Below are 22331 nucleotides of genomic sequence, written 5' to 3'. Positions count from 1 at the left end.
GCAACATCCTTGTCAAGACGACATGCCCTCATGGCTATCGTAAACCTGGCAGCGAATATACCGGCTGCCACCGAATAGTAAATACCTACGAATACTTACCTTTGACCTGCGACGCCCTAACCCTAAAGGGGTAGAAAATGCCGTTTGACCTTCACAGCCTGGCCTGGCATCGATCGATCGGGAAGCTGATCATGCAACTGAACCGTCCAGAGTTCTGGAGTTCACTGGTTCGCACATTAAATGAATACGTGCAGATCGATAATTGGGTGGTATTGATTTTCAGCAACCAACAGGTCCAGGTCGTCAGTCTCCCCGAAGTGGCCGATGCGGAAGAAGTTGACGCTTTCATTCATCGCTACGTGAAAGGTCTTTATTTACTGGATCCATTTTATATAGCCAATCGGGAAAACCCGCAGAGCGGTTTCTTCCACCTGTTGGATATTGCACCGGAATATTTTCTTGAAACCGAGTATTACCACAAGTATTTCGCCCAATACATTTCCATGGACGAAGCACAATACAATGTCCAGCTCGATCCCGACAGAACGTTGTGCCTATCTATTGGCAGCAAAGCCCGTTTCAGCCAAGAACAAATAACCTTGCTCGACATTATCAAACCGTGGGTGACTGCATTGATGCATCAGCGCATGGGGTTTGAAATTGACGTGGAGAAAACGCTGGCTGAGCCGCCTCTATGGCCAGAAACGGTCAACCAGCTGGGTACGCAGATAACAGCACGTGAAAGTGATGTCCTCCGTTTATTACTCAGCGGCTTCTCCAACAAAGAAATAGCCGGAAAGCTATCCCTGTCGGCGGAAACCATAAAGGTGCACCGCCGCAATATTTACGCAAAACTGAATATCAAGTCCCAATCCGAGCTGTTTGCACGATTTTTCATGCCAAGACAGAACGTTCCTGCTACGCATTGAAGTCAGTGGGTACGTCTGGGCATGAGGTATTCTGCGCGGCGTAGTTACACGATCCAGGCCTGCGGCGTGCCACTGCTTGTCACGACCCTTTGATCGTTCTGAAGGCGACGCACCAGGAGTTCTGCATGTTGATTGGACATCGGTTCGAGCGCACCGCGCAGGATGACCTGCACATCCACTCCCGTAACCTCGTACAAAGCGCATTCGTGCTGCTGACAGGCGCGCTTGCCTTCATTGCACCGGTGGCGTTCGCCGTGTTTGTGATCGCTGACGGAGGCCTCCCTCAGACTGACGTCGATCCATTGTTCGCATTGCTGATTGTGCTGGGACTGCTGCTGATCCCTGCCCTCGGCCTCCTCTTGATGGTGTACACCGGCGTCCGCGAGACCTTGCTGTTATCGCGACGCGAGGGTGAAGGCAAGCGCCGCACCCGAAACTTTTTTGGACGCCGCGAGCGTGTGCATTCGGTCTTTAGAATCGACACCCCCAAATGCCTCGAATTTCGCCGCCGCCAAGAGGCCGAGCCCACCTACACCCAATTGTGGCTGGTGATGCGCGATGGCACCGAGCACCGCCTGACCACCGATAACGTTCCGGTAGTGCCGGGGAGTAAACCCACCGACGTGTGGCTGCGTGCGCTGGCCGACTATCTGAACGTGGCAGTGCCTACTGAAGTCGTCGTGGGTTCGACGGCGGCTGTGAAGCCAGCCTACAGACCTGCTCCAGCCCCAACCAGTGGCAAGGCGGTGAGGGAAGCCAGGCAGCGCAGAACCCAGGAACTCACGCCTCCCCATGAGCCCACTGAAAAACTCGGCACGCCCGCACGCGCCCTGCTCCTTCTACTGGGTGTTTTCCTGGCCGTCCTGGAGCTGAGCCACGTCATCACATGGGTCCCTGCGCTATTTAGCGGGCGGCTGCGCGTCGGCGGCGGTCGAACCGGCATGACAACCTTCTACTGGGCCGAACAACCGCTGACGTTTTCATTCCACATGCTGGTGGGCATGGCGGAGGTGTTGATCCTCGGATTCATCGCCTGGGGTTGTCTGCGCACGGCGATCCAGGGCCGGATGAGTTCCAATCCCTGAGGGTGGTCAATTCGGCCACTGCTCGGTCAAAAACGGTGAACAGGAAGCGGCCCCCTCGATGTGGTAGACCCTCGGCTCCTCCGAAAAATATTCCTCTAGGCCCATCATGAACATCCGATGGTCTTCACTCGCTTCGAAACCCGGCGTGTGATCCTCAAGTGATTGCCATCGCACGATCAGGTTGAATTGCTCGGGGGTCTCGATCCCTTGCGCCAGCAAGTGACCGCCGTAACCCTTTGCCCGGGTGAGCAAAGGAGCGACCTCGGCAAATGCACGCCTGAACGTTTCAATACGTTCTTTGTGAACAGGGAGCAGAGCGATCTCATAAATCATGGTATTCCTCGAAAATGGCTTGAACGGTTAAACGTACGCAATTACGGGATCAGCGAAGGCTCGACCGCTATCGCGATTTTTCCTTGAACACCGTTGTTGGGGCTCTCCAACCGTGCATGGGCCAGCCCAATGTCGGCAAGCGAATAGACGGCGCCAACGTGTGGCCGCAGCTGACCTCGCGCAACCAATGCGCTCAAGTCATCGAGCTTGCCGCGGTTCTGCCTGGTGAAAACGAAGTGGTAACTCGCATTCTTGCCCCAGGCCTGGACAAGGTTTTGTGGCTGCGCAATGTCCACGATCGAGACAACGCGGCCAAGCTGTGCCAGCGCGTCGGGGCTGCGCGACAAGGTATTGCCGCCGATGGTGTCGAACACCACATCCACTCCGCGACCACCCGTTTCCCCCATGATGGCGTCGACGTAGTCCTCCTTTTCATAGTCGATGACCACATCGGCTCCCAGGCTTCGCACGAACCCGGCGTTTGCCTCACGCACGGTCGTGAACACCCTTGCGCCCATGGCTTTTGCCACCTGGATCGCCACATGCCCGACACCCCCCGCGCCGCCGTGGATCAGAATGCTTTCCCCCACCCTGAGCGCCGCACGCACGATCAATGCTTCCCACACCGTCCCGCCAACCAGGCTCAGGCTTGCCGCCTCGAGATGGCTCAGCGAGGCTGGCTTCTTCCCGATGATGCTTTCGGCGGCAACGTGGTACTCGGCATAACTGCCTGGCCCGTCAAATATTTGCGGGGTGTACCAGACTTCGTCCCCTGGAGCGAAGGTGGTCACTCCCGGCCCAACCTCTTCGACAACGCCCGATACGTCGTGCCCGGTAATGGCCGGCAGTTGCACCAAGTCGGGATAGTCGCCGCGACGAACCTGGTAATCCAACGGATTGATGGAGGTTGCGTGCACTCGGACCAAGACTTGTCCGGCGTGCGGTACAGGCTTGGGCACCTCGCGCAGTTCGAACGATCCCGAGCCGCCGAATGATTTAAGTACCATTGCTTTCATCGTAATTCCTCACATCTATAAAAAGGAATATCGAGATATCTCGATATGTTACGGTAAAAAAAACTACAATTCTTTCCCTATGACCTCGGCAAGCGCGCTGATGGTTGCTTCATTGCGCTTGTAGTAGGTCCACTGACCGATACGCCGGACTTCGACCAAGCCCACTCGTTGCAGCGTTGCAAGGTAACCAGACACCGTTGACTGCGACAGTCCGATACCTTCTTGAATACTGCTGACGCAGACGCCCACCGTGAGAACGTCACCTTCATCCTGCGGAGGGAAGTTCTTTGCGGGATCCTTCAAGCCTTTCAAGATTTCCAGGCGTGTAGGGTTCGAGAGCGCTTTGAATATTTCGATCAATTCCATGCCCCGAGAATATCGAGATTTTTCGATATGTCAATACGCTGTTTAGCCCCTTCCCTGCCCCCAACATCCTGGGCGACACGCCAATAGAGCCATACCCACCACTTCACATAACCCTCAAAGCAGTCTTTAAATGGCAGAATCTCCGTCATTGATCGTTTCGGAGACCACCATGCTTCGCGTATTTGAACAAAGACTCGACCCCTTCCCACCCGACGAAGTCCCCCCGCCGCCCAACGGCCTGGCTCGGTTCCTTTGGGCCTGCACCCGGGGCGCCCGCGGTTACATCCTGGCGTTTGCGCTGCTCAGCGCCGGCGTGTCGATCTACGAAGCCTGGCTGTTTTCGTTCCTCGGCCAGGTGGTGGATCTGCTCTCGACCTGGCAAGCCGGGGGTGACGCGGCAGCGCAAGAAAGTCGCGTGCTGTGGGGCATGGGTATCGTCATGGTGGCAAGCGTCGGGCTGGTGGCGCTGCGTACGATGGTGCAGCACCAGATATTGGCGATCAACTTGCCGTTGCGGCTGCGTTGGGACTTCCACCGCCTGATGCTGCGGCAAAGCCTTTCGTTTTTTTCCGATGAATTTTCCGGCCGGGTCACCACCAAGGTGATGCAGACGGCCCTGGCCGTGCGCGACGTGCTGTTCACCCTGATCGAGATCGCCCCGGGAATCGGCGTGTATTTCATCGCGATCATCGCCTTGGCCGGCGGCTTCGCCCTGAAATTGATGCTGCCGTTCGTGGCCTGGATCGTGCTGTTCGGGCTGGCCATGCTCTACTTCGTGCCCCGCTTGGGCAAAGTCGGACAGGAACAGGCCAATGCGCGCTCGTCGATGACCGGACGGATCTCGGACGCCTACACCAACATCACCACCGTGAAACTGTTCTCCCATTCCAACCGTGAAGCGCACTTCGCGCGCGCGGCCATGGAGGATTTCAAGCAGACCGGCTTTCGCCAGATGCGCCTGGTCAGCCAGTTCGAGATCGTCAACCAAGCGTTGGTGGTGGGGCTGATCATGGCCGCTGGCGGCTATGCGCTTTGGTTGTGGCACCAGGGCGACGTCGGCGCCGGCGCGGTGGCGGCCATCACCGCCATGGCGTTGCGCATCAATGGCATGTCGCACTGGATCATGTGGCAAATGACCTCGCTGTTCGAGAGCATCGGCACCGTGCAGGATGGCATGGCAACCCTGACCCGCGGCCCCAAGGTGCAGGACGCGCCGGACGCGGGGGTGCTGGTGAGCTCCGGCGGCGCGGTCACCTTCGACAACGTGAGCTTCAACTACAACGGTGAACGCCAGGTGCTCGATGGCCTGAGCCTGGACATCCGCCCGGGCGAGAAAATCGGCCTGGTGGGCCGCTCCGGCGCCGGCAAATCCACGCTCATCAACTTGCTGTTGCGCTTTTATGATGTCGACAGCGGCCAGATCCGCATCGACGGGCAAGACATATCCCGCGTGACGCAAGACAGCCTGCGCAGCGCCATCGGCATGGTCACCCAGGATACGTCCCTGCTGCACCGCTCCATTCGTGACAACATCGCCTACGGCCGACCCGATGCAACTGACGCACAAATCCGCCGCGCGGCGGCCAATGCCCAGGCCGATGAGTTCATCAGCCAACTGAGCGACCGCCAAGGTCACTCCGGCTACGACACCTTGGTGGGCGAGCGCGGCATCAAGCTGTCGGGCGGCCAGCGCCAGCGCATCGCGATTGCCCGAGTGATGCTCAAGAACGCGCCAATCCTGCTCCTTGACGAGGCGACCAGCGCCCTGGACTCGGAAGTCGAAGTGGCCATCCAGGAAAGCCTCGATGAAATGATGCAGGGTAAAACGGTCATCGCCATTGCTCATCGGCTGTCGACGATTGCGGCGATGGATCGGCTGATTGTCATGGATGACGGGCGGATCATTGAACAGGGTACCCACGCACAATTGCTCGCCAAGAACGGCATCTATGCGCGGCTGTGGCACCACCAGAGTGGCGGGTTCCTGGGGGAGGATCGGTGGGTGACGGAGGCGATGGATCAGGTATGAGGGTGAATGGCCTGGGGTGATCTGCAAGTGGGTGCTTTGGGTCGTCAGCGGCCCTTTACAACGGGCAGCTTTCGGCCCAAAGCGGTCATCTGGATCGAATTGAAGCGGGGCCAGAATTACGCTCTCAGCCCCATAAATGCCGGTCAGACAGTTACTACGACTTTACCGATTTGTTGATTGCCTTCAAGGAAACGGTGGGCATTCTGGATGTCGCTAAGCGCGAATGTCTTGGCGATGATCGGGCGCAACGCACCAGACTTCAGTCCTTGCAGAATAAAAGCCTTCGCTCTTTCCAAGGCTTCAATGTCGGCCACAATCTCTGCATAGAGATAGCCCTTCAAGGTCAAGCTTTTGCCCAGCACGGCAAACAGTGGGAATGGCGTCGGCTCAGAGCTGAGTGCGCCGTATTCCAGCAAGATTCCGCCTCGCGCCATGCTCTGCGTGAGGGGGTCAAAGGACGGCCCGCCTACAGGATCGAACACAACACGGGCGCCTTGACCGGCAGTTATCGCCATAACACGTTCGACGATGTTCTCTTCATCGCTGACGATGACGTGCGCAGCGCCAGCATCAAGTAGGGCTTGCTTCTTCGCGCTGGTTCGAGTGATCGCAATCGATATGGCTCCGACCATACGAGCAAGTTGGAAGGCGGCCAGGCCAACACTGCTTGATGCAGCGGTGATGATGACAAAGTCGTCCTGCCGCAGCTTCGCTTGTTCGATCAATGCCCCCCAAGCAGTGACGTACTGCATCCAAGACGCAGCAGCCTCTTCAAAGGATAAGTTCTCAGGACTCTTCACCACCAAGTGAGCCGGTACATTGGCCAGCTCGCCGTAAGTGCCCCATCGAGCGATATCCAAAGGCGGGATCACAGCGACTTCGTCACCAATCTTGATCTCCGTTACGTCGCTACCAACTGAAACCACGATGCCTGCGGCCTCATAGCCTAAGCGGCTGGGGAACTCGGCATCCTGTAGATAGGCGTGATTGCGAAACATCACTTCGGCCCGGTTCAAGCCAATAGCTTTAACACCAATCTGCACCTCGTTTGGTGCCGGTGCCGAAACTTCCAAATCTTCCAGCTTCAGAACGCTGGCATCACCGTATTCGTGGATTCTGACAATGCGTGCCATCTTGGATACCTCGTTTATTAATGGGCCTCGATGTAAATCCGGAATGTTCTCCGGCCACTCAAGGGTGACGAGAATTTAGACATTGGTAAGGAGGGGATAAAGGCCTACGATGGCTCATTACTAGAAACATGGTGTTTATAATGGATCGCCTAACGCAGATGGCTACGTTCGTTAAAACGGTTGAGCTGGGTTCATTCAGCGCCGCTGCGGACGATCTGAACTTGTCCCCTCAGTTGGTAGGGAAGCAGGTGAAAATGCTCGAACAACATCTCGGTGTCTCCCTTCTGCTACGAACTACGCGCAGGCAAAGCCTTACTGACTTCGGCAGGACGTTTTACCAGCGCGCGAAACTAATCCTTGCAGACATGCAGTCTGCCGAAAGCCTGGCTGCCCTTACTCGTGGCACACCAGTCGGTCGCCTTCGTATCAACGCACCGGTCACGTTCGGAATTCGCGCGCTTTCGCCACGCCTGCTGGAATACATGGTTCGATATCCACAGGTGTCTATTGACCTAACTCTATCGAACGAGCTGGTCGATATCGTCGATCATGGTTACGACGTGGTCTTTCGCATCGGCGAGCTGGTGAGCAGTGGGCTGAAGGCGATGCCGCTAGAGCCCTATCAAATGGTTTTGTGCGCTGCACCGTCCTACCTTGCACGTCGCCCTCCCATCACGAATCCATGGGATCTACAGCAGCAGGAGTGTCTGGGTTTTACCTATTCTGACGGTCGTTCGCACTGGAGCTTCGATAGCCAAGAGGGGCGTATCGATGTTCCAATTACAAGCAAATTGACGATTAATCAGGGTGATCCCCTGCTGGCAGCAGCTGTAGCGGGTCTGGGTGTGGTTCTACAGCCGATAGAGCTGGTTAGCGATGCATTGCGTGATGGGACGTTGGTGCGTCTATTACCGCAGTACCCAGTGCCGACCACCTCAATGCATATGCTTTACGCCCCTGACCGAAGAATGACCCCAAAGCTGCGCAGCTTCTTGGAGTTCGCACGTGAGTCGTTTGGGCAACGGGGGCCTCTCTAACTACAGGAGAATCAATGTCCGCTCTTGGCCGAAACCTGCCGTTCCCAACGGGTCGCGTTTTGCTCGAAGATGGCCCTGTAAACCATCTCTCATTCAATCGGGATCCATTCACATGCCTGTCTTGATGGCGCAAATGGCCGCCATGTAAGCGCTGGTTCCGATGCCGACTTGACCCCAGACTTCACGGCTTTCTCCTCCTTGACGGTCATATTGTTCATCCGCATCCCATAGCGCCAGGATTTGGTTTGGAAACAGGTATTCATAGGATGAGAATTCGTGCTGGCCGGAATTGTCCGAAGCAGCCATCACTGAAAACACATGTGTGGCAGAGTGCGCAAAGACATCGACTCCCTTGAACATGAACGTGACGTTCGGGTTTCCGCAGACACCAATGAAGCTGACTTCATCGTTCGGCCCGTGGGAAACCTGCACGCAGGATTCGCAAAAATAATCGATGCGGTCTTGGGAATGCTCGAGAGGGAATCCGATGGCAGCCATCTTTTGCCTCGCTGTAGCGCGTGCTGCGCCAAGACGAACAGGACCAATAGCCTCGAGCGGTAAAATTTCAAAAACCTGCATTTCCTGGGCTCCATGGGTGAAAGGCTAGCCAACCGCTCCGCTGTGTAGGGTGCGGAACTTGTGCTGTAGATTGTCCGAGAGCGGGCACCTCGGTACGCTGTCGACCTTATCCGATATGGAAATGCTTAACATGGATCCGCACGCTCTGATCGCAAGAAATTTCGTTGAGGGCGAAGCATACGAAGACGCCTCGTACACTCGGCCAGCCTTGCGCGTGCCGAGAATAAACATCTAGAGCCTTTCATAGACTACTTCAAACTCGACACCTAGCTCCTCTTGGATAACCGCAAGCAGAGCCTCGGCAGCGTCGTCAAATTCCGTATATTCGGTCGCATTCCAAGGACCTGGATCTGGTGGATACTCCCAGTTCAAGGCGGTGTCGTGCCAGCGTGTCATTACACTCAGCCTCTCGAGAGTAGTGGCGCTCAATGGCAGTTTCTCTTCGATTGATCCCACCGAGAATCTTGCTAAAGCGACCTGATTCCCGCACCACAATGCACCGCCGCCCCACTCAAACATCAACCGTATGCGAAACCGTTCAGCCATGTGCACTCCTGACATCCAGCGAGAAAAATCAGACCCTGGGTCATTATGGCTTTTTCGGCTCTTCGTTTGGGCTGAAAAGCAGCTTCGGGTCGGAAGCTGCCCTTCGCTTCCGACCCGATCCATCTTGCTAAAAATGGAGTCTATTCCACCGGACGCTTACCTAGGGTCGAGGACATCCAGTGCCCGGTTTGCCAATAGCTGACCTAGTTCAATCAACTGTTGCAGCCCTAGTGCAACATGCCGTCGAGAATCCTTCAGGTCAAACGCCAAATCGTTGGCCATGGCATTGGCGGAGGCTAACGTTTCGCTGAGATTGGCCAACAGGCTTTCAACATCGACGCCCTCCACGACAGTGAATAACTGGTCCGGAGGTGGCTTCTTGTCAGGCTGGGCGGGTTTGGGGTTCAGATAGGAATCGATGACACGTTCGGCGTTGGCGTCGGCCGCGATGTCCAGGTGCAGCGGTGGAACGGGTGGGTCTGGGATGAGTTTGTCCATATGGACCTCCTAACGTCAGTCGGATCCGCCACTGTTCGCGACTAAACGAAGTGGGGTGGCGGCTGTGCGCAGGTTAGTCGACCGGGACGTTAGGAAACCGGCGCACCCGAAAGTGCCCTGCGCACAGCCACCATAAAATCAGCGAGAAAAACGTAGCCTGACTTCAAGGAGACCTTGCGCCTAACGAGATACCGAGCGACTAAACCCGACCGCTGAATTGGCAGCGGTGGACAAAGACTAGGCACCGAATTCAGCAGGCGCAAGGGACTGGAATTTTCTAGGAAATGTCCTGCAAGTCAATGGGCAATATTCGCTCCGTCGATTCCTACAAACTCGTTTAACCGTTCCACCACCGAAACAGGTTGCAACGCTTGTCCAGCGCTAACGCTCTTTCCAGAGAGATCACAACGCCTATCGCAATCGCATAAATCCGATCAGGCGTACCGCTTTACTTGATCTCAACCAATCGCACGGCCTGTGACCCGTCCAGGGACAGGTGAATCACGGCGGCTCGGCTTGGGAAATTCGGCGCATCCTCGTCGGTATTCTCCATCACGGGAATGTCGATCAGGGTCTGTTCACCCGTCGGGTCGCTGACCAACTTGGCATCGAGGTTGTCGATGGCCCGCCAGCTGTCGCCACCGATGCGCATCACGTCCAACAGGCTGTAGTGCGGCACGCCCTCTTCGTTCTCTTCGGCCGTGAAGGCGGCCAGGTATTGGCTGTAGTTGTTGCCCATGCCGAAACCCTCGATGGTGAAAACCGCGAGGGTGACCTGGCTGTCCTCGCCGGTGTCCAGGGTCTGCACCAGTGTCGCTTCGGGATAGCCGGTGGCGTAGCTGTCCTTGATCAGCGCGACCAGGCGGCCGATCTGTTCTTCCAGGGCTTTGGGAACAGGTTTCGATTCAGCGGCGTGAACTAGGGTACAAGTGAAAAACAAGGCAGCGGTCAGCAGGCGCAATTTCATGGAGGTGGAGTCCGGGGGTGTCGGGAGGTCAGCGTGCAATGGTAGCGGTTGGCAAGGGATTGGGTAGGGAATTGTTGGTGGAGTTTGTGGTGGGATGCACAACCTTGTTCGCGAAAGCGGTGGGTCTGTGTGCATTGTTGTTGAATGTATTGCCCCCATCGCGAGCAGGCTCGCTACCAAACTTGGACCCGGGACAGCCGCCATTTTCCATCAACCCGACATCCCCTGCTCGCGATGGCGGTGGGCCTGCGTGCATCGATGCTGAATGTATCGCTGCGCGCCTGCCCGAACGGCCATTGATTAACGCGGCGTGCCGTAGCCCTTGATCAATCCTCCAACTCTGCAGCGTCCAGCCCTACCCGTGCGAGGTAGTCTTCCAGCGCCTCCCCCGCTCCGGCTGATACGAAGGCACTGATGTACCCGTCGGGACGGACGAGAACCCAATCGCCCATCGCAGGTTGGTAAGCGTCACGAAAATGTCCTTGGTCATCCTGGATATCACCGCCTGGGCCGATGACATGGATGTGCAGCCCGGGGCGAGGTGCTACGGCATCGCGTTCCGCGCCATAACCGAGCAGTGTCCAGTGCGCCCCCCGGAACAGGTCGAACAGCCGTTGCAGTTTACCGGCCGCCCCGCGCATCGGTGCATCCGGCGCACGATCGCCTGCCAATGGGCCGCTGGTACGGTTGGATCGTTCAAGGGCGAGCGTGGATTCGCGATAGCCGATGTCGAGTTGGTGCACTTCGCGCCCACGGCGCATGTCGCCGCGCTGGTGCGCGTCCAGCAGCTTGGTGGCAAGGCCCAGCATCGTCGCAGCGACCGGGCGGCGTTCTTGCTCGTAGCTGTCGAGCAGTGCCGCCGGCGCGCCGTTGATGACCGCCTCCAGTTTCCAACCCAGGTTGTAGGCATCCTGCACGCTGGTATTGAGACCCTGGCCACCCGTGGGTGGGTGGATGTGTGCGGCATCGCCGATGAGAAACGTTCGACCGACGCGGTAATGATCGGCCAACCGCGCGTTCATAGTGTAGGCCGATGCCCAGGACACCGAATGGATATGGATATCCTCGCGACCCGTGCGCTGTGCTACCAGGTCCATCAATGTTTGCGCATCCAGGCCAATGTCCGCGTCGGGGGCAATCGGCGCCTGGATCTGGAAGAGCTGGGTCCCGGCCAACGGGCACAGGAATATCTGGTGCTGCATGTCGCCGTCGCCAAAACGATGCCAGCGGTCCCGCGACAGGCCCGTAGCCGAGACATCGGCCACAATGGCGCGAATGCCCAGCGTCTTGCCTGGGAAGCCGATACCCAGCGCATGCCGGATAAAACTGCGGCCGCCATCGGCCCCGACAAGCCAGCGCACCCGGAGCGTTTCTTCGCCGGCCTTACCGACCAACTGAACGCTGACGCCCTCGGCATCCTGCTCGAACCCCACCAGTTCGCAACCAAACTCCGGCCGATGGCCCAGTTCAAGCAGGCGTTCGCGCATGACCTGTTCCGTCAGCCATTGCGGCACCATCAACGGCGATTGATGAGGTTCCGCTGGCGTGGGCTCGTTTTGCTCGATGCTGACAGCGTCGGTGAAACTGCCATCGTCGCGATATCGACGTTCAGTCGGGTAGACTCCACCCACTGCGACGATTCGGTCGAGGATCCCCATGTCCTCGAATATTTCCTGGGTCCTGGGCTGTATGCCCTTGCCGCGCGAGCCGTTGAACGGCTGGCCTGCCTTTTCGATCAGGCGAAAGGGAACTCCCCTTCTCGCCAACTCGATAGCCATCGCCAGACCGGCCGCGCCCGCGCCGCAAATCAATACCTGGATTTCGAATTGCTCTTTCATGACGACCCCACATATGTGCAGAAAGCACATATTTAGACGGAGCCGGAACAGTGTCAATCGAAAATGTGCAGAACGCACATATTAATGCCCAATTGCGCGAGCTTCACGGCGCCCTGATGGAGATCGTCGGGGTGATGAACCGACCTCAGCGGGACGAAGCCATGGTGCAGGCGGCCGGAATATCCCTGGATCGCGCGCTGTTTCCGTTGCTGGTCTCCGTGGAGCGGCTTGGTCCTATCGGCGTTGGTGAACTGGCCGATCGCGTCGGGCGCGACTACACCACGGTCAGTCGGCAGGTGACGAAACTCGAAAGCCTGGAGTTGATCGCTCGGGAAAATACCGCCGACCGTCGGGTACGCAAGTCGGTCATTACCGCAAAAGGCAAGGCGATGACTGATCGCATCGACGAGGCACGTGCGCGGATCGGGCGAGCCATTTTCGCCACGTGGGACGAAGCGGATGTAGAGAACCTGGTACGGCTCATGTGCAAGTTTGCCAACGACATCAAGGATGACACGCTGACCGGTGCGCAGGAGCAGGCGTGACGCAGGGTGATCGCCCGTTCTGATGCGTGGGGCACGCCCTGTGCCCCGAGAGGATTTTTCTCAGCGTCAGGCCTCTGAGCCAATGCGCGCGACCAGGCGAGCCTGGAGTTTTTCCAGTTCCTCGGGATCGGCCTTGCCCCGGCCATGCACACCCGCGTCTTCACCTTCCCAGCGAGGGATGATGTGCATGTGAATGTGGTAGACCGTCTGCCCGGCCACCGCGCCGTTGAACTGCGCGATCTGGACGCCGTCCGGCTGCAACTCGTCCACGATGATCCGCGTCAGGCGCTGCACGGCCGACATCATTGCGCCGAGGACTGTGGGCTCGACTTCGAGGATGTTGCGCGCCTGGGAATTCTTGGGAATGACCAGGACATGGCCGCGCGATTGCGGAAAGAGATCCAGGAAGGCCAGCACATCGGCGTCTTCGTAAATCTTGTAGCACGGCGCATCGCCGCGAAGGATCAGCGCAAAGATGTTCTTTGGATCGTAATGACCGTGGAGACTCATGTTCACTCCTTGAATGGTTAGGGCGGTGGGTTGCCGGTAAGAGATTTAGCACAGTCCAGCGGCGACGTCTCGTAGAGGTCTGCTTGAAAGCCGAGGGCTGGGCTTGCTGGCGATAGCGGTGGGTCAGTCAGCGATGAATTGCCTGTGCCAACGTCATCGCGAGCAGGCTCGCTCCCACAGTTTTTCGAGCGATCCGCAAAGGTCGTGTCTGGCCCAAATCTCTGTGGGAGCGGGCTTGCTCGCGAAGGTGGCGTACTTGTCGATATCGTGGTTGGCTGAACTACCGCTTTCGCGAGCAAGCCCGCTCCCACAGGGGAGTTCTGGTTTGATTCAGATCGTGGGCACACCCTAAATCCATTGTGGGAGCGAGCCTGCTCGCGATAGCGGTGGATCAGTTGCCATCAATGCTGGATGTAACGCCGCCTGCGCGGGCCTCCTTCAGCGTTACGGCCATTTTCTGCTGCAACTCGCTTTGCGAAAACGGCTTGTGCAGCACCGGGCACCCGGCGTATTCGGCCGGCAGCCCGCTCGCGCCGTAGCCGGTGCTGAACAGGAAGGGAATGTGGCGACCACGAAGAATCTCGGCCACCGGGAACACGCGCTCGCCAGCCAGGTTGACGTCCAGGATCGCCAGGTCAACTTGCACCGCGCGAGCGATTTCACAGGCCTTAGCGAGCCGGGCGACCGACGCCACGACCTCGCATCCGAATTCCTCCAGCATCTCTTCGATCAATAGGGCAATGGCGCCTTCGTCCTCGACGACCAGCACCCTGTTTCCAGCCAATGGGGTCATGCCCCAGCCACCCCAATCAGGAACGAAAAGCGACAGCAAACGCCCTGTGAAGCAAAGGTGAGCTCAAAGGTGCCACCCAAGTCGCGCTCGATGCAACGCTTCATCAGGCGCGAACCCAGCCCTTCCCGCTCCGGCGGGGCGACCGCTGGCCCTCCTCGCTCTTGCCAGTCAAGGGTCAACAGCGTTCCGTCCCCTTGGGCTTGCAAGTGCCAGGTGACGGCGAGCGTGCCCGTCTCGACCGACATGGCCCCGTATTTAAGCGCGTTGATCGCCAATTCATTGAGGGTCATCGTCAGGTTGAGCGCGACGCGGGTGCCGACGTCCACGGCAGCCCCCTCGATCGCCACACGGCCAGGCTCATGCCCGAAGACCGGCATCAGCACTTCATGGGCCAGGGTGTCGAGCGGCGTCTGGCCCCAATGCCGTTTGGTCAAGAGATCGTGTGCTCGCGACAAGGCCAACAGCCTTGCCTCGAAACGCCGGTAGCCGTCCTTCGCATCCTCGGCATTGCGCGCGGTCTGGGCCGCCAGGGATTGCACCGTGGCCAGGGTGTTCTTGACCCGGTGATTGAGCTCATCGATCAATGTCTTCTGCCGGTTTTCCGCCTGCTTTCGCTCGGAAATGTCCACCAGCATGTTGATGGCGCCCACCAGGTTTCCATCGGCGTCATGCAAAGGCGTGGGAAACGGCGTGAACGGTACACGGCTGCCATCCGGCCGCTCCGCAATCGCCTCGACGCCGCGTATCGGCCGGTTTTCCTTCAGCGCCACCGCCATCGGGCATTGATCGTGGGGCAGCGCGGTTCCGTCGGTATTGAACAGCTTCCAGGTCACACACCACATCTCGCCCAATTGCGGCGTGCGCCCCGACAACTCGATAGCGGCGCGGTTGAAGAACGTGATACGCCCCTCGGCGTCGGTGGTGTACACCGCGGCCGGCAACGCTTCAAGGAGATTGCGCATGTGCCGTTCGCTTTCGCGGATCTGGTTTTCCATGCGCCGCGCCAATGTCACGTCCTGCAGCACCCGCACGCCATACCGAAACGTACCGTTGGCGTCTCTCACCGATGAGCTGTGGATGTCGAGGTAAACCACCTCGCCATCAGGCTTCACCGCGCGCTTGCGCAGCACGTAATTATCCAATTCACCGGCCACTTGACGGGCGTACAACCCGGCATCCTGCGTAATACAGTCCGGGTGGGTGTAATCCAGGAAGGTCATCGCCAGGAGTTCGTCCCGCGACCGGCCCAGCATGTTGCACAGGGCATCGTTCACCCGGAGCAAGCGGCCGTCGATGCCGGCCTCGGCAATGCCGATGGTCGCCGCTTCGTAGGTCGCCGAAAGCCGGTCATCGCTGTCCTGGCGCGCCGCCTCGGCCGCATGGACGCTGCTCCTGTCGATGGTGAAGCAGCGGGTATTGAAGAGTTTTCCGTTCTCGAACCGGCCGTTCGAGGTGATCGTGACATGCTTGATCGAGCCGTCCTTGGCCCTCAGGCGCGCCGGATAGCTCTCCAGGCGATCGCCACTGCCCAGCTTGGTGAGAATGTCGCCAATAACCGGCTCGTCGACATGAAATTCGGTGATGTGGCGGCCGATGTATTCTTGCGCCGAATAACCCAGCAGCGCCAGCTCCGCCTTGTTGGCGCGCAGGATGGTGCCATCGCCACTGACGATATGCAGGCCCACCGCGCTGTTTTCAAAAAAGTCTTCCAGGTCGGCACTTTTGCGCCGAAGCTCTTCGGCCATGGCGTGGTGCGCCGAAACGTCCTGGAAACAATTGATCACCCCTTGAATGACGCCCCGCCGATCCCTGAGGGCGCGGATGTTCATAAGCGCCACGAACCGCGAGCCATCCGGGCGTTGGATGATCACTTCCTGATTGCGCGGCGCAATGCCGGTATCGAGCGCCGAGGCCGTCGGACTGTGCTCGAATGCCAGCGGCGTTCCGTCGGCCAGGAACAATCGATGGGCGCCGCAGAAGCGGTCGCCGTTCTCTCCAAGCGCCGGCGCCCTTCCCCACAGCTCGGCCGCCTCGCTGTTATACCGCACGAGCCACCCCTGGCGATCGCAGAGGTACACCGCACCGGGAATGGCATCCAGCGTATTCGTCCCCATCGCGATCAGGCTTTCGTATTCGCTTGGCGTACAGGCTTCCAAGGGGAGCTCTTCAATGTTCGACATCAGTCATCCTCAAACCCCCTGGCTGCAACGCTCAGGGTCTCAATGGACTCTAGATCGCTATTGAGCGCGCGAGTTCAGGAAACTCTTCAAGGACAGCGGCGCCTGTGCCGTACGTCAGCCCTGGCGATAACCGACAGGCTCGCGCAGCGGTTATGAACGAGGCCTGCTCCAGGCCCTGTCCAATAGCGCGACCACTGTTTCGTCCGGGGTCTGGCTGAAGTCTTCGTACCAATCGCCGACCGAGCGCATCCACTCGGGCATCAACGGACACACAAACTCATCGACCTCACTGCGCAAGGCTTCGGCGGTTTCGACCGGCGCCACTGGAACGGCAACCACGATGGCAAGAGGGTTTTGCAGGCGTACCGCATGGACCGCCGCCATCATTGACGCACCGGTGGCCAGGCCATCATCCACAAGCAGGACCACCTGCTGTTTCAGGTCGACAGGTGGGCGGCTGCCGCGATAAAGCGCTTCACGGCGCGCCAGCTCCTGCCTTTCCCGCTGGAGCACCGCATCGAAGGCAGCCTGGTCGACGTGATGGGCACGCAACGCATCGTCGTTGCGAATCTGGATGGCGCCGCTGGCAATCGCGCCCATCGCCACTTCCGGATGAGACGGCACACCGAGCTTGCGCACCAGTATCAGGTCGAGGGGCAGCCCCAGGGCGTCGGCCACCTCCCAGGCGACGGGCACGCCACCCCGGGGCAACGCCAGGACGATCGCATTGCTCCGTCCACGATACTGGGCCAAGGATTCCATCAAACGCTGGCCGGCCGCGGCTCGATCAGCATAAGGAGGCGATGCAAAAGACAGGGGATTCATAGTCGGGTCTCCTTGCAAAAACAGACACGTCGTCCGCACAGTCACCCTGTCAGGATACCCGGCACGGGGTGTCCAGCAACGGCTGAGTGATCCAAACTGCCTGCGTCGTCACGCCAATCGGCGGGCGTGACCGCATCGTCGGCGCCAGCGACTTGGGAATCTCGAGTCATTACGCCTGCCGAAGCCGTTTCTTAACGAGGTCTGACGGAGGAGAAATTTTGGCACGCCCGAGAAAAATCCCGTCAAACCTGGGCTGCCCTTGTTCGATCTTCCGTAGTACAGTAGTCAAAACCCGATAAATATCCACCTTGAGATGACCTGAAGTGCCAGGCCCCAACGTCAATGGACCGCACACCCCGTCATCCTTCTGCCGCGGCGGTAACTGCATGATCGACATCACCGAAGTTTCCATTGCCCAACTGCGCGCCGCGCTGGAATCGGGCCAGACCACGGCGGTAGCGCTTGTCCAGGCCTACCTCGCCAGGATCGATGCCTACGACGGCCCCGACACGCCCACCGCCCTCAACACGGTGGTGGTGCGCAACCCGGATGCGCTGAAGGAAGCGCAGGCCTCCGATGCCCGCCGGGCCAACGGCCAGACCCTCGGTCCACTCGACGGCATTCCCTATACGGCCAAGGACAGTTATCTGGTCAAGGGCCTCACCGCCGCGTCCGGCAGCCCGGCGTTCAAGGACCTGGTGGCTTATCGCGATGCGTTCACCATCGAACGGCTGCGCGCCGCCGGGGCCATCTGCCTGGGCAAGACCAACATGCCGCCCATGGCCAACGGCGGGATGCAGCGCGGGGTGTATGGCCGGGCGGAAAGCCCGTACAACGGCGACTACCTCACCGCGCCTTTTGCCTCCGGCTCCTCGAACGGTGCGGGCACCGCAACTGCCGCCAGTTTCGCGGCATTCGGCCTGGCTGAAGAAACCTGGTCGAGCGGACGCGGCCCGGCGTCGAACAACGGCCTGTGCGCCTACACGCCGTCCCGTGGGGTGATTTCGGTGCGGGGCAACTGGCCGTTGACGCCGACCATGGACGTCGTGGTGCCCTTCGCCAGGACCATGGCCGACCTGCTCGAAGTGCTGGACGTGGTGGTGGCCGAGGACCCGGACACCCGTGGCGACCTGTGGCGCCTGCAGCCCTGGGTGCCGATTCCGAGCGTCGATTCGGTTCGTCCCGCTTCGTATCCGAGCCTTGCCAGCAAACCCGGAGCGCTGGCCGGCGTTCGGTTCGGCGTGCCACGGATGTACATCAATGCCGACCCTGAAGCCGGCACGGCCGAGGCCCCCGGCATTGGCGGCCCGACGGGGCAGCGCATCATCACTCGCGCCTCGGTGATCGACCTTTGGGAGCAAGCCCGCAAGGCCTTGGAGGCTTGTGGCGCCGAGGTGGTCGAGGTGGATTTCCCGCTGGTATCCAATTGCGAGGGCGATCGTCCCGGCACGCCGACGGTGTTCACCCGTGGCCTGGTTTCCAAGGAATTCCTGCACCATGAATTGTGGGACCTGTCGGCCTGGGCATTCGATGATTTCCTGCGGGCCAACGGTGATCCACAGTTGAATCGCCTGGCCGACGTCGACGGACCGAAGATCTTCCCCCACGACCCGGGCACCCTGCCCAACCGCGAGGACGACCTGGCCGCCGGCATGGATGAGTACGTGAAGATGGCCCAACGCGGCATCACGCCTTGGGACCAGATCCCGACACTGCCCGACGGGTTGCGGGGGCTCGAAGAAACACGCCGGATCGACCTGGAAGACTGGATGGAACGGCTGGGCCTGGACGCGGTGATCTTCCCGACCGTCGCCGATGTCGGGCCGGCGGACGCGGATATCAATCCGGCCTCTGCCGATATCGCCTGGAGCAACGGGGTCTGGGTCGCCAACGGCAACCTCGCCATTCGTCACCTGGGCGTGCCCACGGTCACCGTGCCGATGGGCGTCATGGCGGACATCGGCATGCCCGTCGGGCTGACATTTGCCGGGCGCGCCTATGATGATTCAAAACTGTTGCGACTGGCATCGGCGTTCGAGTCGATCGGCTCCAAGCGCCTGGTCCCGCCTCGGACCCCGCCGCTGTCGGCTTGAGTCGGTCATTGGGGTTGCTGCGCAACCCAGCGGGAGCAAGCGCCCTCGCCACAAAAGCTGCGTACGACTTCATTTTTGAGTACGGGCGCAACACCGTGGCGAGGGAGCTTGCTCCCGCTGGACTGCGCAGCAGTCCCTAGACCGGTTCTACAGCCGGAAACACTGTTGCATGGCACGAGCAAGCAGGCCCACGGCCTCATCACCCTGTGCCGCCTGCGATCGCATAAACACCACCTCATGCTCCTCGATCACCGGCAGGCCTTCAAGGATCCGCATCGCATCCGTCACCCGCCCACGGTCGATCAGACTGATCGCCAATCCAGCCTCCACGCAGGCCTTGACGGCCTGGTTGGAGGGGCTTTCCAGGACAATGCGCGTCCTGCGCCCGCTTTGCCTGAGGGCTTCGATCATCGCTTGCCGATAAGGGCATTGCGCCGCATGCACCGCCAGCGGCAACGGCTCCAGCGAGGCCGCCGTCCCGTGGATTGGCCCGACCCAGACCGGCGTGGTGGACACCAGCACTTGCGTTTCTGTGTCCGCTTGGCCCTTCGGCTGGGTAACCACCGCTGCCTGAAGCTTGCCGCGCTGCACCTGGTCACGCAGCGCGTAACTTGGCGCGGTCTTGAGTTCCAACACGACATTGGGCCATGCGGTGGCGAAGGTCGGGAGAATGTCGCGGATGACATGGTCGGCATATTCATCCGGCACCCCCAGCGTGATGCGTCCCGCCAGACGGGTGCCGTGCAGGTCGGCCAGCACCCGGTCGTGGGTATTGAGCAGCTCCGTCGTCGCCAGGAGCAAACGCTTGCCCAACGCGGTGAGGGATACCGATTGATTGTCCCGGTTGAGCAACCGCCCGCCCGCCACCGCCTCCAACCGCTGGATATGCACGCTGACCGCCGCCGGGCTTTTGTGCAGTTGTTCCGCCGCCCCACTGAATTTCCCGATCCGCGCCACCGCATGAAAAGTACGTATCAAATCGATATCGAGTATGGCCGTCATGATTCAATCTTCGTAAATGACTAATGCATTTCATTTTGATTTATTAGATTAGCCGGGTTCCGTAGCCTGTGGTCATGAACCCGAATAAAGCGATGACCTGCACGTCCCGGTCCCGGCCCGCCTGGCATTGGCTGATCCCACTGCCCTTGCTCGAAGCGGCTTTGCTGGTGTCGTGGAGCTCCGGCTTTATTGGCGCGCGCTTTTCCATCGACTACGCGCCGGCATTGCTGGTGGTGTTCTGGCGGTGCGTCGTGGTCACGCTCGTCCTGCTGCCCTTCGTCGCCGGGCAACTACGCCGAACCTCACCCGTCGCGCTGTTGAAAAACGCCGGCATCGGCCTCTTGGCGATGGCGGGCTACCTGGGCGGTATCACCCAAGGCATTGCCCTGGGTGTACCGGCGGGCCTGGCCGCACTGGTCGCCGACCTGCTGCCGCTGGGCCTGGCGCTGCTGGCCGCCGGCGTACTCCGACAACGGCTGGCCTGGCAGGTCTGGGCGGGCCTGCTCATCGGCCTGGTCGGCGTCATGCTGGTCACCCAAGGCGCATTGGCGTGGGGCAACGCCCCCTTGTGGGCCTATGGCCTGCCGCTGCTTGGCATGCTCTCGCTCGCCGTCGCGACCCTGTGGCAGAAATACCTGCCCGCCGAACAATCGCTGGGCCTGCTGCCCAACCTATGGCTGCAGTGTTGCATGTCGGGCCTGGCCTTCGCCCTGGTGGAAGGCGTCCATGGCAGCCTGGCACCGCTACCCTGCACCGGCTTTGCACTGAGCGTCTTGTGGACAGCGGGCATTTCGACAATGGGCGGCTACGGGCTCTACTGGCTGTGCCTGCGCCGCACGACAGCCACCCGCGTCGCCAGCGTCCTGTACCTCAGCCCGCCCATTACCATGCTCTGGGCCTGGGCGATGTTCAACGAACCACTTTCCTGGCAGATGGCGGTGGGGATGGCCGTGTCCGGGGTCGGCATCTGGCTGGTCGTGGGTACCGAAGCGCGGCAGGCGGTTTCGAGCTCAAGATAGCAAGATCGGTCGAGCGCATCGGGCTGGTTGGCCTCATGCTGGTGTCCTCTACAGGGAAAGACCATGACCGACACACAAAAGCGCTACCAATCCCGGATGCAGAAGGTGCTCGATTACATCGACCTGCATCTGGATGACTGCCTGGACCTGGATACATTGAGCAGCGTCGCGGCCTTTTCGAAATACCATTTCCACCGGCAGTTCATGGCGACGTTCAACCTGCCCTTGCACCGCTATGTCCAACTCGCTCGAATGAAACGCGCCTCCTACAAACTGGCGTTTCGCGAACATGAAACGATCACAGAGATCGCCATGGGTGCCGGTTACGGTGCGCCTGATGCCTTTGCCCGTGCCTTTCGACAGCGCGTGGGCCAACAACCCTCGAATTTCCGCAAATCGCCCGACTGGCAGCATTGGGGCATTACTTTCACGCCATTGCACAACGCGAGGAACCGTTTCATGCCCACGACTTATCAACCCAGCGATGTACGGATCCGGAGTGTTCCCGCGACACCCGTCGCCATCATGGAACACCGAGGCGATCCCGCGACGATCGGTGCGACGATCCAACGCTTCATTGCCTGGCGACGCAGTGTCGGCCTGATCCCGCCGATCAGTCCGACGTTCAATGTCTTCCACACCGACCTGCGGGCGACTGCACCGCAACACTATCGATTGGATCTATGCGCAGGGACGGACCAACCCATCACGCCAAACGGCGAAGCGATCAAGGCCGGCAGTATCCCTGCCGGGCGTTGCGCCGTGCTGCGGGTCGAAGGTGGCGCCGATAACCTTGAGCCTGCCGCGCTGTACCTGTACAGGGATTGGCTGCCGGCCAGCGGTGAGGAGCCGGGAGATTTCCCGCTCTATTGCCAGCGCATTACGTTCTTTCCGGACGTTGCTGAGAACGAAGCCGTTACCGAGCTCTTTCTGCCGCTCAGGTGATCATAGTCCCACGCCTACAACGAGACGAGCCTGGTGGTCATTCACCAGCCCCACCTTGATGTC

The 22331-nt window shown here is 59.8% G+C and carries 22 protein-coding genes; 8 read left to right on the top strand and 14 right to left on the bottom strand.

The annotated features are described in order from the left end of the window. Positions 1 to 137: 137 nt before the first annotated feature. Positions 138 to 929 carry a helix-turn-helix transcriptional regulator gene (locus J3P88_RS13555; RefSeq protein ID WP_186728678.1) on the top strand — a complete coding sequence of 264 codons (792 nt, stop codon included), beginning with the start codon at positions 138 to 140 and terminating at the stop codon, positions 927 to 929. A 125-nt stretch (positions 930 to 1054) separates the two neighbouring features. Next, the gene (locus J3P88_RS13550; RefSeq protein WP_434575837.1) at positions 1055 to 2014 is read left to right on the top strand and encodes a hypothetical protein; all 960 of its coding nucleotides are present in this window, start codon (positions 1055 to 1057) and stop codon (positions 2012 to 2014) included. Positions 2015 to 2020: 6 nt separating this feature from the next. Here the strand turns inward: J3P88_RS13550 and J3P88_RS13545 are convergent, their stop codons facing one another. The 3 genes from J3P88_RS13545 to J3P88_RS13535 form a co-directional block, all read right to left on the bottom strand. Next, complete coding sequence (locus J3P88_RS13545) at positions 2021 to 2347, bottom strand: antibiotic biosynthesis monooxygenase family protein (protein ID WP_411387298.1); 327 nt, start codon at positions 2345 to 2347, stop codon at positions 2021 to 2023. A 41-nt stretch (positions 2348 to 2388) separates the two neighbouring features. Further along, positions 2389 to 3363, bottom strand: a complete 975-nt coding sequence (locus tag J3P88_RS13540) for a zinc-dependent alcohol dehydrogenase family protein (protein ID WP_186704783.1) — start codon at positions 3361 to 3363, stop codon at positions 2389 to 2391. Between the two features lie 63 nt (positions 3364 to 3426). Continuing rightward, positions 3427 to 3729, bottom strand: coding sequence for an ArsR/SmtB family transcription factor (locus J3P88_RS13535; RefSeq protein WP_122565734.1), 303 nt, complete (start codon positions 3727 to 3729; stop codon positions 3427 to 3429). A gap of 169 nt (positions 3730 to 3898) precedes the next feature. On the opposite strand from J3P88_RS13535, the gene J3P88_RS13530 reads away from it, so the two are divergent. Then, positions 3899 to 5758, top strand: a complete 1860-nt coding sequence (locus tag J3P88_RS13530; RefSeq protein WP_434575834.1) for an ABC transporter ATP-binding protein — start codon at positions 3899 to 3901, stop codon at positions 5756 to 5758. Positions 5759 to 5901: 143 nt separating this feature from the next. Here J3P88_RS13530 and J3P88_RS13525 read toward each other — a convergent pair whose 3' ends face one another. Next, on the bottom strand, positions 5902 to 6891 hold the full coding sequence (locus J3P88_RS13525; RefSeq protein ID WP_434575832.1) for a zinc-dependent alcohol dehydrogenase family protein: 990 nt from the start codon (positions 6889 to 6891) through the stop codon (positions 5902 to 5904). A 140-nt stretch (positions 6892 to 7031) separates the two neighbouring features. Between J3P88_RS13525 and J3P88_RS13520 the strand changes: the two genes are divergently transcribed. Beyond that, positions 7032 to 7928: a LysR family transcriptional regulator gene (locus J3P88_RS13520; RefSeq protein WP_434575831.1), complete on the top strand. Its 897-nt coding sequence runs from the start codon at positions 7032 to 7034 to the stop codon at positions 7926 to 7928. Positions 7929 to 8036: 108 nt separating this feature from the next. Here the strand turns inward: J3P88_RS13520 and J3P88_RS13515 are convergent, their stop codons facing one another. From J3P88_RS13515 to J3P88_RS13495, 5 genes are all read right to left on the bottom strand, one after another. After that, entirely contained in the window at positions 8037 to 8507 is a 471-nt protein-coding gene (locus tag J3P88_RS13515; RefSeq protein ID WP_434575829.1) for a hypothetical protein, read from the bottom strand. Positions 8508 to 8738: 231 nt separating this feature from the next. Further along, positions 8739 to 9053 carry a hypothetical protein gene (locus J3P88_RS13510; protein WP_434575827.1) on the bottom strand — a complete coding sequence of 105 codons (315 nt, stop codon included), beginning with the start codon at positions 9051 to 9053 and terminating at the stop codon, positions 8739 to 8741. Positions 9054 to 9209: 156 nt separating this feature from the next. Beyond that, positions 9210 to 9551: a DUF6124 family protein gene (locus J3P88_RS13505; protein WP_434575825.1), complete on the bottom strand. Its 342-nt coding sequence runs from the start codon at positions 9549 to 9551 to the stop codon at positions 9210 to 9212. A gap of 448 nt (positions 9552 to 9999) precedes the next feature. Then, complete coding sequence (locus J3P88_RS13500) at positions 10000 to 10518, bottom strand: hypothetical protein (RefSeq protein ID WP_434575823.1); 519 nt, start codon at positions 10516 to 10518, stop codon at positions 10000 to 10002. Positions 10519 to 10844: 326 nt separating this feature from the next. After that, positions 10845 to 12356, bottom strand: coding sequence for an FAD-dependent oxidoreductase (locus J3P88_RS13495; RefSeq protein WP_434575821.1), 1512 nt, complete (start codon positions 12354 to 12356; stop codon positions 10845 to 10847). Between the two features lie 50 nt (positions 12357 to 12406). Between J3P88_RS13495 and J3P88_RS13490 the strand changes: the two genes are divergently transcribed. Next, positions 12407 to 12901 carry a MarR family winged helix-turn-helix transcriptional regulator gene (locus tag J3P88_RS13490; RefSeq protein ID WP_434575819.1) on the top strand — a complete coding sequence of 165 codons (495 nt, stop codon included), beginning with the start codon at positions 12407 to 12409 and terminating at the stop codon, positions 12899 to 12901. Between the two features lie 66 nt (positions 12902 to 12967). Here the strand turns inward: J3P88_RS13490 and J3P88_RS13485 are convergent, their stop codons facing one another. From J3P88_RS13485 to J3P88_RS13470, 4 genes are all read right to left on the bottom strand, one after another. Beyond that, positions 12968 to 13411, bottom strand: a complete 444-nt coding sequence (locus J3P88_RS13485) for an HIT family protein (protein WP_250961399.1) — start codon at positions 13409 to 13411, stop codon at positions 12968 to 12970. Between the two features lie 391 nt (positions 13412 to 13802). Continuing rightward, positions 13803 to 14204, bottom strand: coding sequence for a response regulator (locus J3P88_RS13480; protein ID WP_434575817.1), 402 nt, complete (start codon positions 14202 to 14204; stop codon positions 13803 to 13805). Further along, complete coding sequence (locus J3P88_RS13475) at positions 14201 to 16384, bottom strand: PAS domain-containing sensor histidine kinase (protein WP_434575815.1); 2184 nt, start codon at positions 16382 to 16384, stop codon at positions 14201 to 14203. The genes J3P88_RS13480 and J3P88_RS13475 overlap by 4 nt, the downstream gene beginning before the upstream one ends. 150 nt (positions 16385 to 16534) lie before the next feature. Next, positions 16535 to 17209, bottom strand: a complete 675-nt coding sequence (locus J3P88_RS13470) for a phosphoribosyltransferase (RefSeq protein WP_434575813.1) — start codon at positions 17207 to 17209, stop codon at positions 16535 to 16537. A 386-nt stretch (positions 17210 to 17595) separates the two neighbouring features. On the opposite strand from J3P88_RS13470, the gene J3P88_RS13465 reads away from it, so the two are divergent. Beyond that, entirely contained in the window at positions 17596 to 19302 is a 1707-nt protein-coding gene (locus J3P88_RS13465; protein ID WP_434575812.1) for an amidase, read from the top strand. Positions 19303 to 19449: 147 nt separating this feature from the next. On the opposite strand, the gene J3P88_RS13460 is transcribed toward J3P88_RS13465, so the two are convergent. Beyond that, complete coding sequence (locus J3P88_RS13460; protein WP_434575810.1) at positions 19450 to 20304, bottom strand: LysR family transcriptional regulator; 855 nt, start codon at positions 20302 to 20304, stop codon at positions 19450 to 19452. 74 nt (positions 20305 to 20378) lie between these two features. On the opposite strand from J3P88_RS13460, the gene J3P88_RS13455 reads away from it, so the two are divergent. Further along, positions 20379 to 21323 (top strand): DMT family transporter, encoded by a 945-nt coding sequence (locus J3P88_RS13455; protein WP_434575808.1) that lies wholly within the window; start codon positions 20379 to 20381, stop codon positions 21321 to 21323. 63 nt (positions 21324 to 21386) lie between these two features. Then, on the top strand, positions 21387 to 22268 hold the full coding sequence (locus J3P88_RS13450; RefSeq protein ID WP_434575806.1) for an AraC family transcriptional regulator: 882 nt from the start codon (positions 21387 to 21389) through the stop codon (positions 22266 to 22268). Positions 22269 to 22331: the final 63 nt, after the last annotated feature.

This window comes from Pseudomonas sp. Z3-6 (assembly GCF_051131985.1).
Lineage (GTDB): Bacteria > Pseudomonadota > Gammaproteobacteria > Pseudomonadales > Pseudomonadaceae > Aquipseudomonas > Aquipseudomonas zanjanensis.
Note: the sequence above shows the minus strand (reverse complement) of the source record. Positions and strands in the feature narration are given on the sequence as shown.

Excerpts from the sequence above, each read along its gene's own strand:
- J3P88_RS13555 (WP_186728678.1), top strand. The coding sequence starts at position 138 with ATGCCGTTTGACCTTCACAGCCTGGCCTGGCATCGATCGATCGGGAAG.
- J3P88_RS13550 (WP_434575837.1), top strand. The coding sequence starts at position 1,055 with ATGTTGATTGGACATCGGTTCGAGCGCACCGCGCAGGATGACCTGCAC.
- J3P88_RS13545 (WP_411387298.1), bottom strand. The coding sequence starts at position 2,347 with ATGATTTATGAGATCGCTCTGCTCCCTGTTCACAAAGAACGTATTGAA.
- J3P88_RS13540 (WP_186704783.1), bottom strand. The coding sequence starts at position 3,363 with ATGAAAGCAATGGTACTTAAATCATTCGGCGGCTCGGGATCGTTCGAA.
- J3P88_RS13535 (WP_122565734.1), bottom strand. The coding sequence starts at position 3,729 with ATGGAATTGATCGAAATATTCAAAGCGCTCTCGAACCCTACACGCCTG.
- J3P88_RS13530 (WP_434575834.1), top strand. The coding sequence starts at position 3,899 with ATGCTTCGCGTATTTGAACAAAGACTCGACCCCTTCCCACCCGACGAA.
- J3P88_RS13525 (WP_434575832.1), bottom strand. The coding sequence starts at position 6,891 with ATGGCACGCATTGTCAGAATCCACGAATACGGTGATGCCAGCGTTCTG.
- J3P88_RS13520 (WP_434575831.1), top strand. The coding sequence starts at position 7,032 with ATGGATCGCCTAACGCAGATGGCTACGTTCGTTAAAACGGTTGAGCTG.
- J3P88_RS13515 (WP_434575829.1), bottom strand. The coding sequence starts at position 8,507 with ATGCAGGTTTTTGAAATTTTACCGCTCGAGGCTATTGGTCCTGTTCGT.
- J3P88_RS13510 (WP_434575827.1), bottom strand. The coding sequence starts at position 9,053 with ATGGCTGAACGGTTTCGCATACGGTTGATGTTTGAGTGGGGCGGCGGT.
- J3P88_RS13505 (WP_434575825.1), bottom strand. The coding sequence starts at position 9,551 with ATGGACAAACTCATCCCAGACCCACCCGTTCCACCGCTGCACCTGGAC.
- J3P88_RS13500 (WP_434575823.1), bottom strand. The coding sequence starts at position 10,518 with ATGAAATTGCGCCTGCTGACCGCTGCCTTGTTTTTCACTTGTACCCTA.
- J3P88_RS13495 (WP_434575821.1), bottom strand. The coding sequence starts at position 12,356 with ATGAAAGAGCAATTCGAAATCCAGGTATTGATTTGCGGCGCGGGCGCG.
- J3P88_RS13485 (WP_250961399.1), bottom strand. The coding sequence starts at position 13,411 with ATGAGTCTCCACGGTCATTACGATCCAAAGAACATCTTTGCGCTGATC.
- J3P88_RS13480 (WP_434575817.1), bottom strand. The coding sequence starts at position 14,204 with ATGACCCCATTGGCTGGAAACAGGGTGCTGGTCGTCGAGGACGAAGGC.
- J3P88_RS13475 (WP_434575815.1), bottom strand. The coding sequence starts at position 16,384 with ATGTCGAACATTGAAGAGCTCCCCTTGGAAGCCTGTACGCCAAGCGAA.
- J3P88_RS13470 (WP_434575813.1), bottom strand. The coding sequence starts at position 17,209 with ATGAATCCCCTGTCTTTTGCATCGCCTCCTTATGCTGATCGAGCCGCG.
- J3P88_RS13465 (WP_434575812.1), top strand. The coding sequence starts at position 17,596 with ATGATCGACATCACCGAAGTTTCCATTGCCCAACTGCGCGCCGCGCTG.
- J3P88_RS13460 (WP_434575810.1), bottom strand. The coding sequence starts at position 20,304 with ATGACGGCCATACTCGATATCGATTTGATACGTACTTTTCATGCGGTG.
- J3P88_RS13455 (WP_434575808.1), top strand. The coding sequence starts at position 20,379 with ATGAACCCGAATAAAGCGATGACCTGCACGTCCCGGTCCCGGCCCGCC.
- J3P88_RS13450 (WP_434575806.1), top strand. The coding sequence starts at position 21,387 with ATGACCGACACACAAAAGCGCTACCAATCCCGGATGCAGAAGGTGCTC.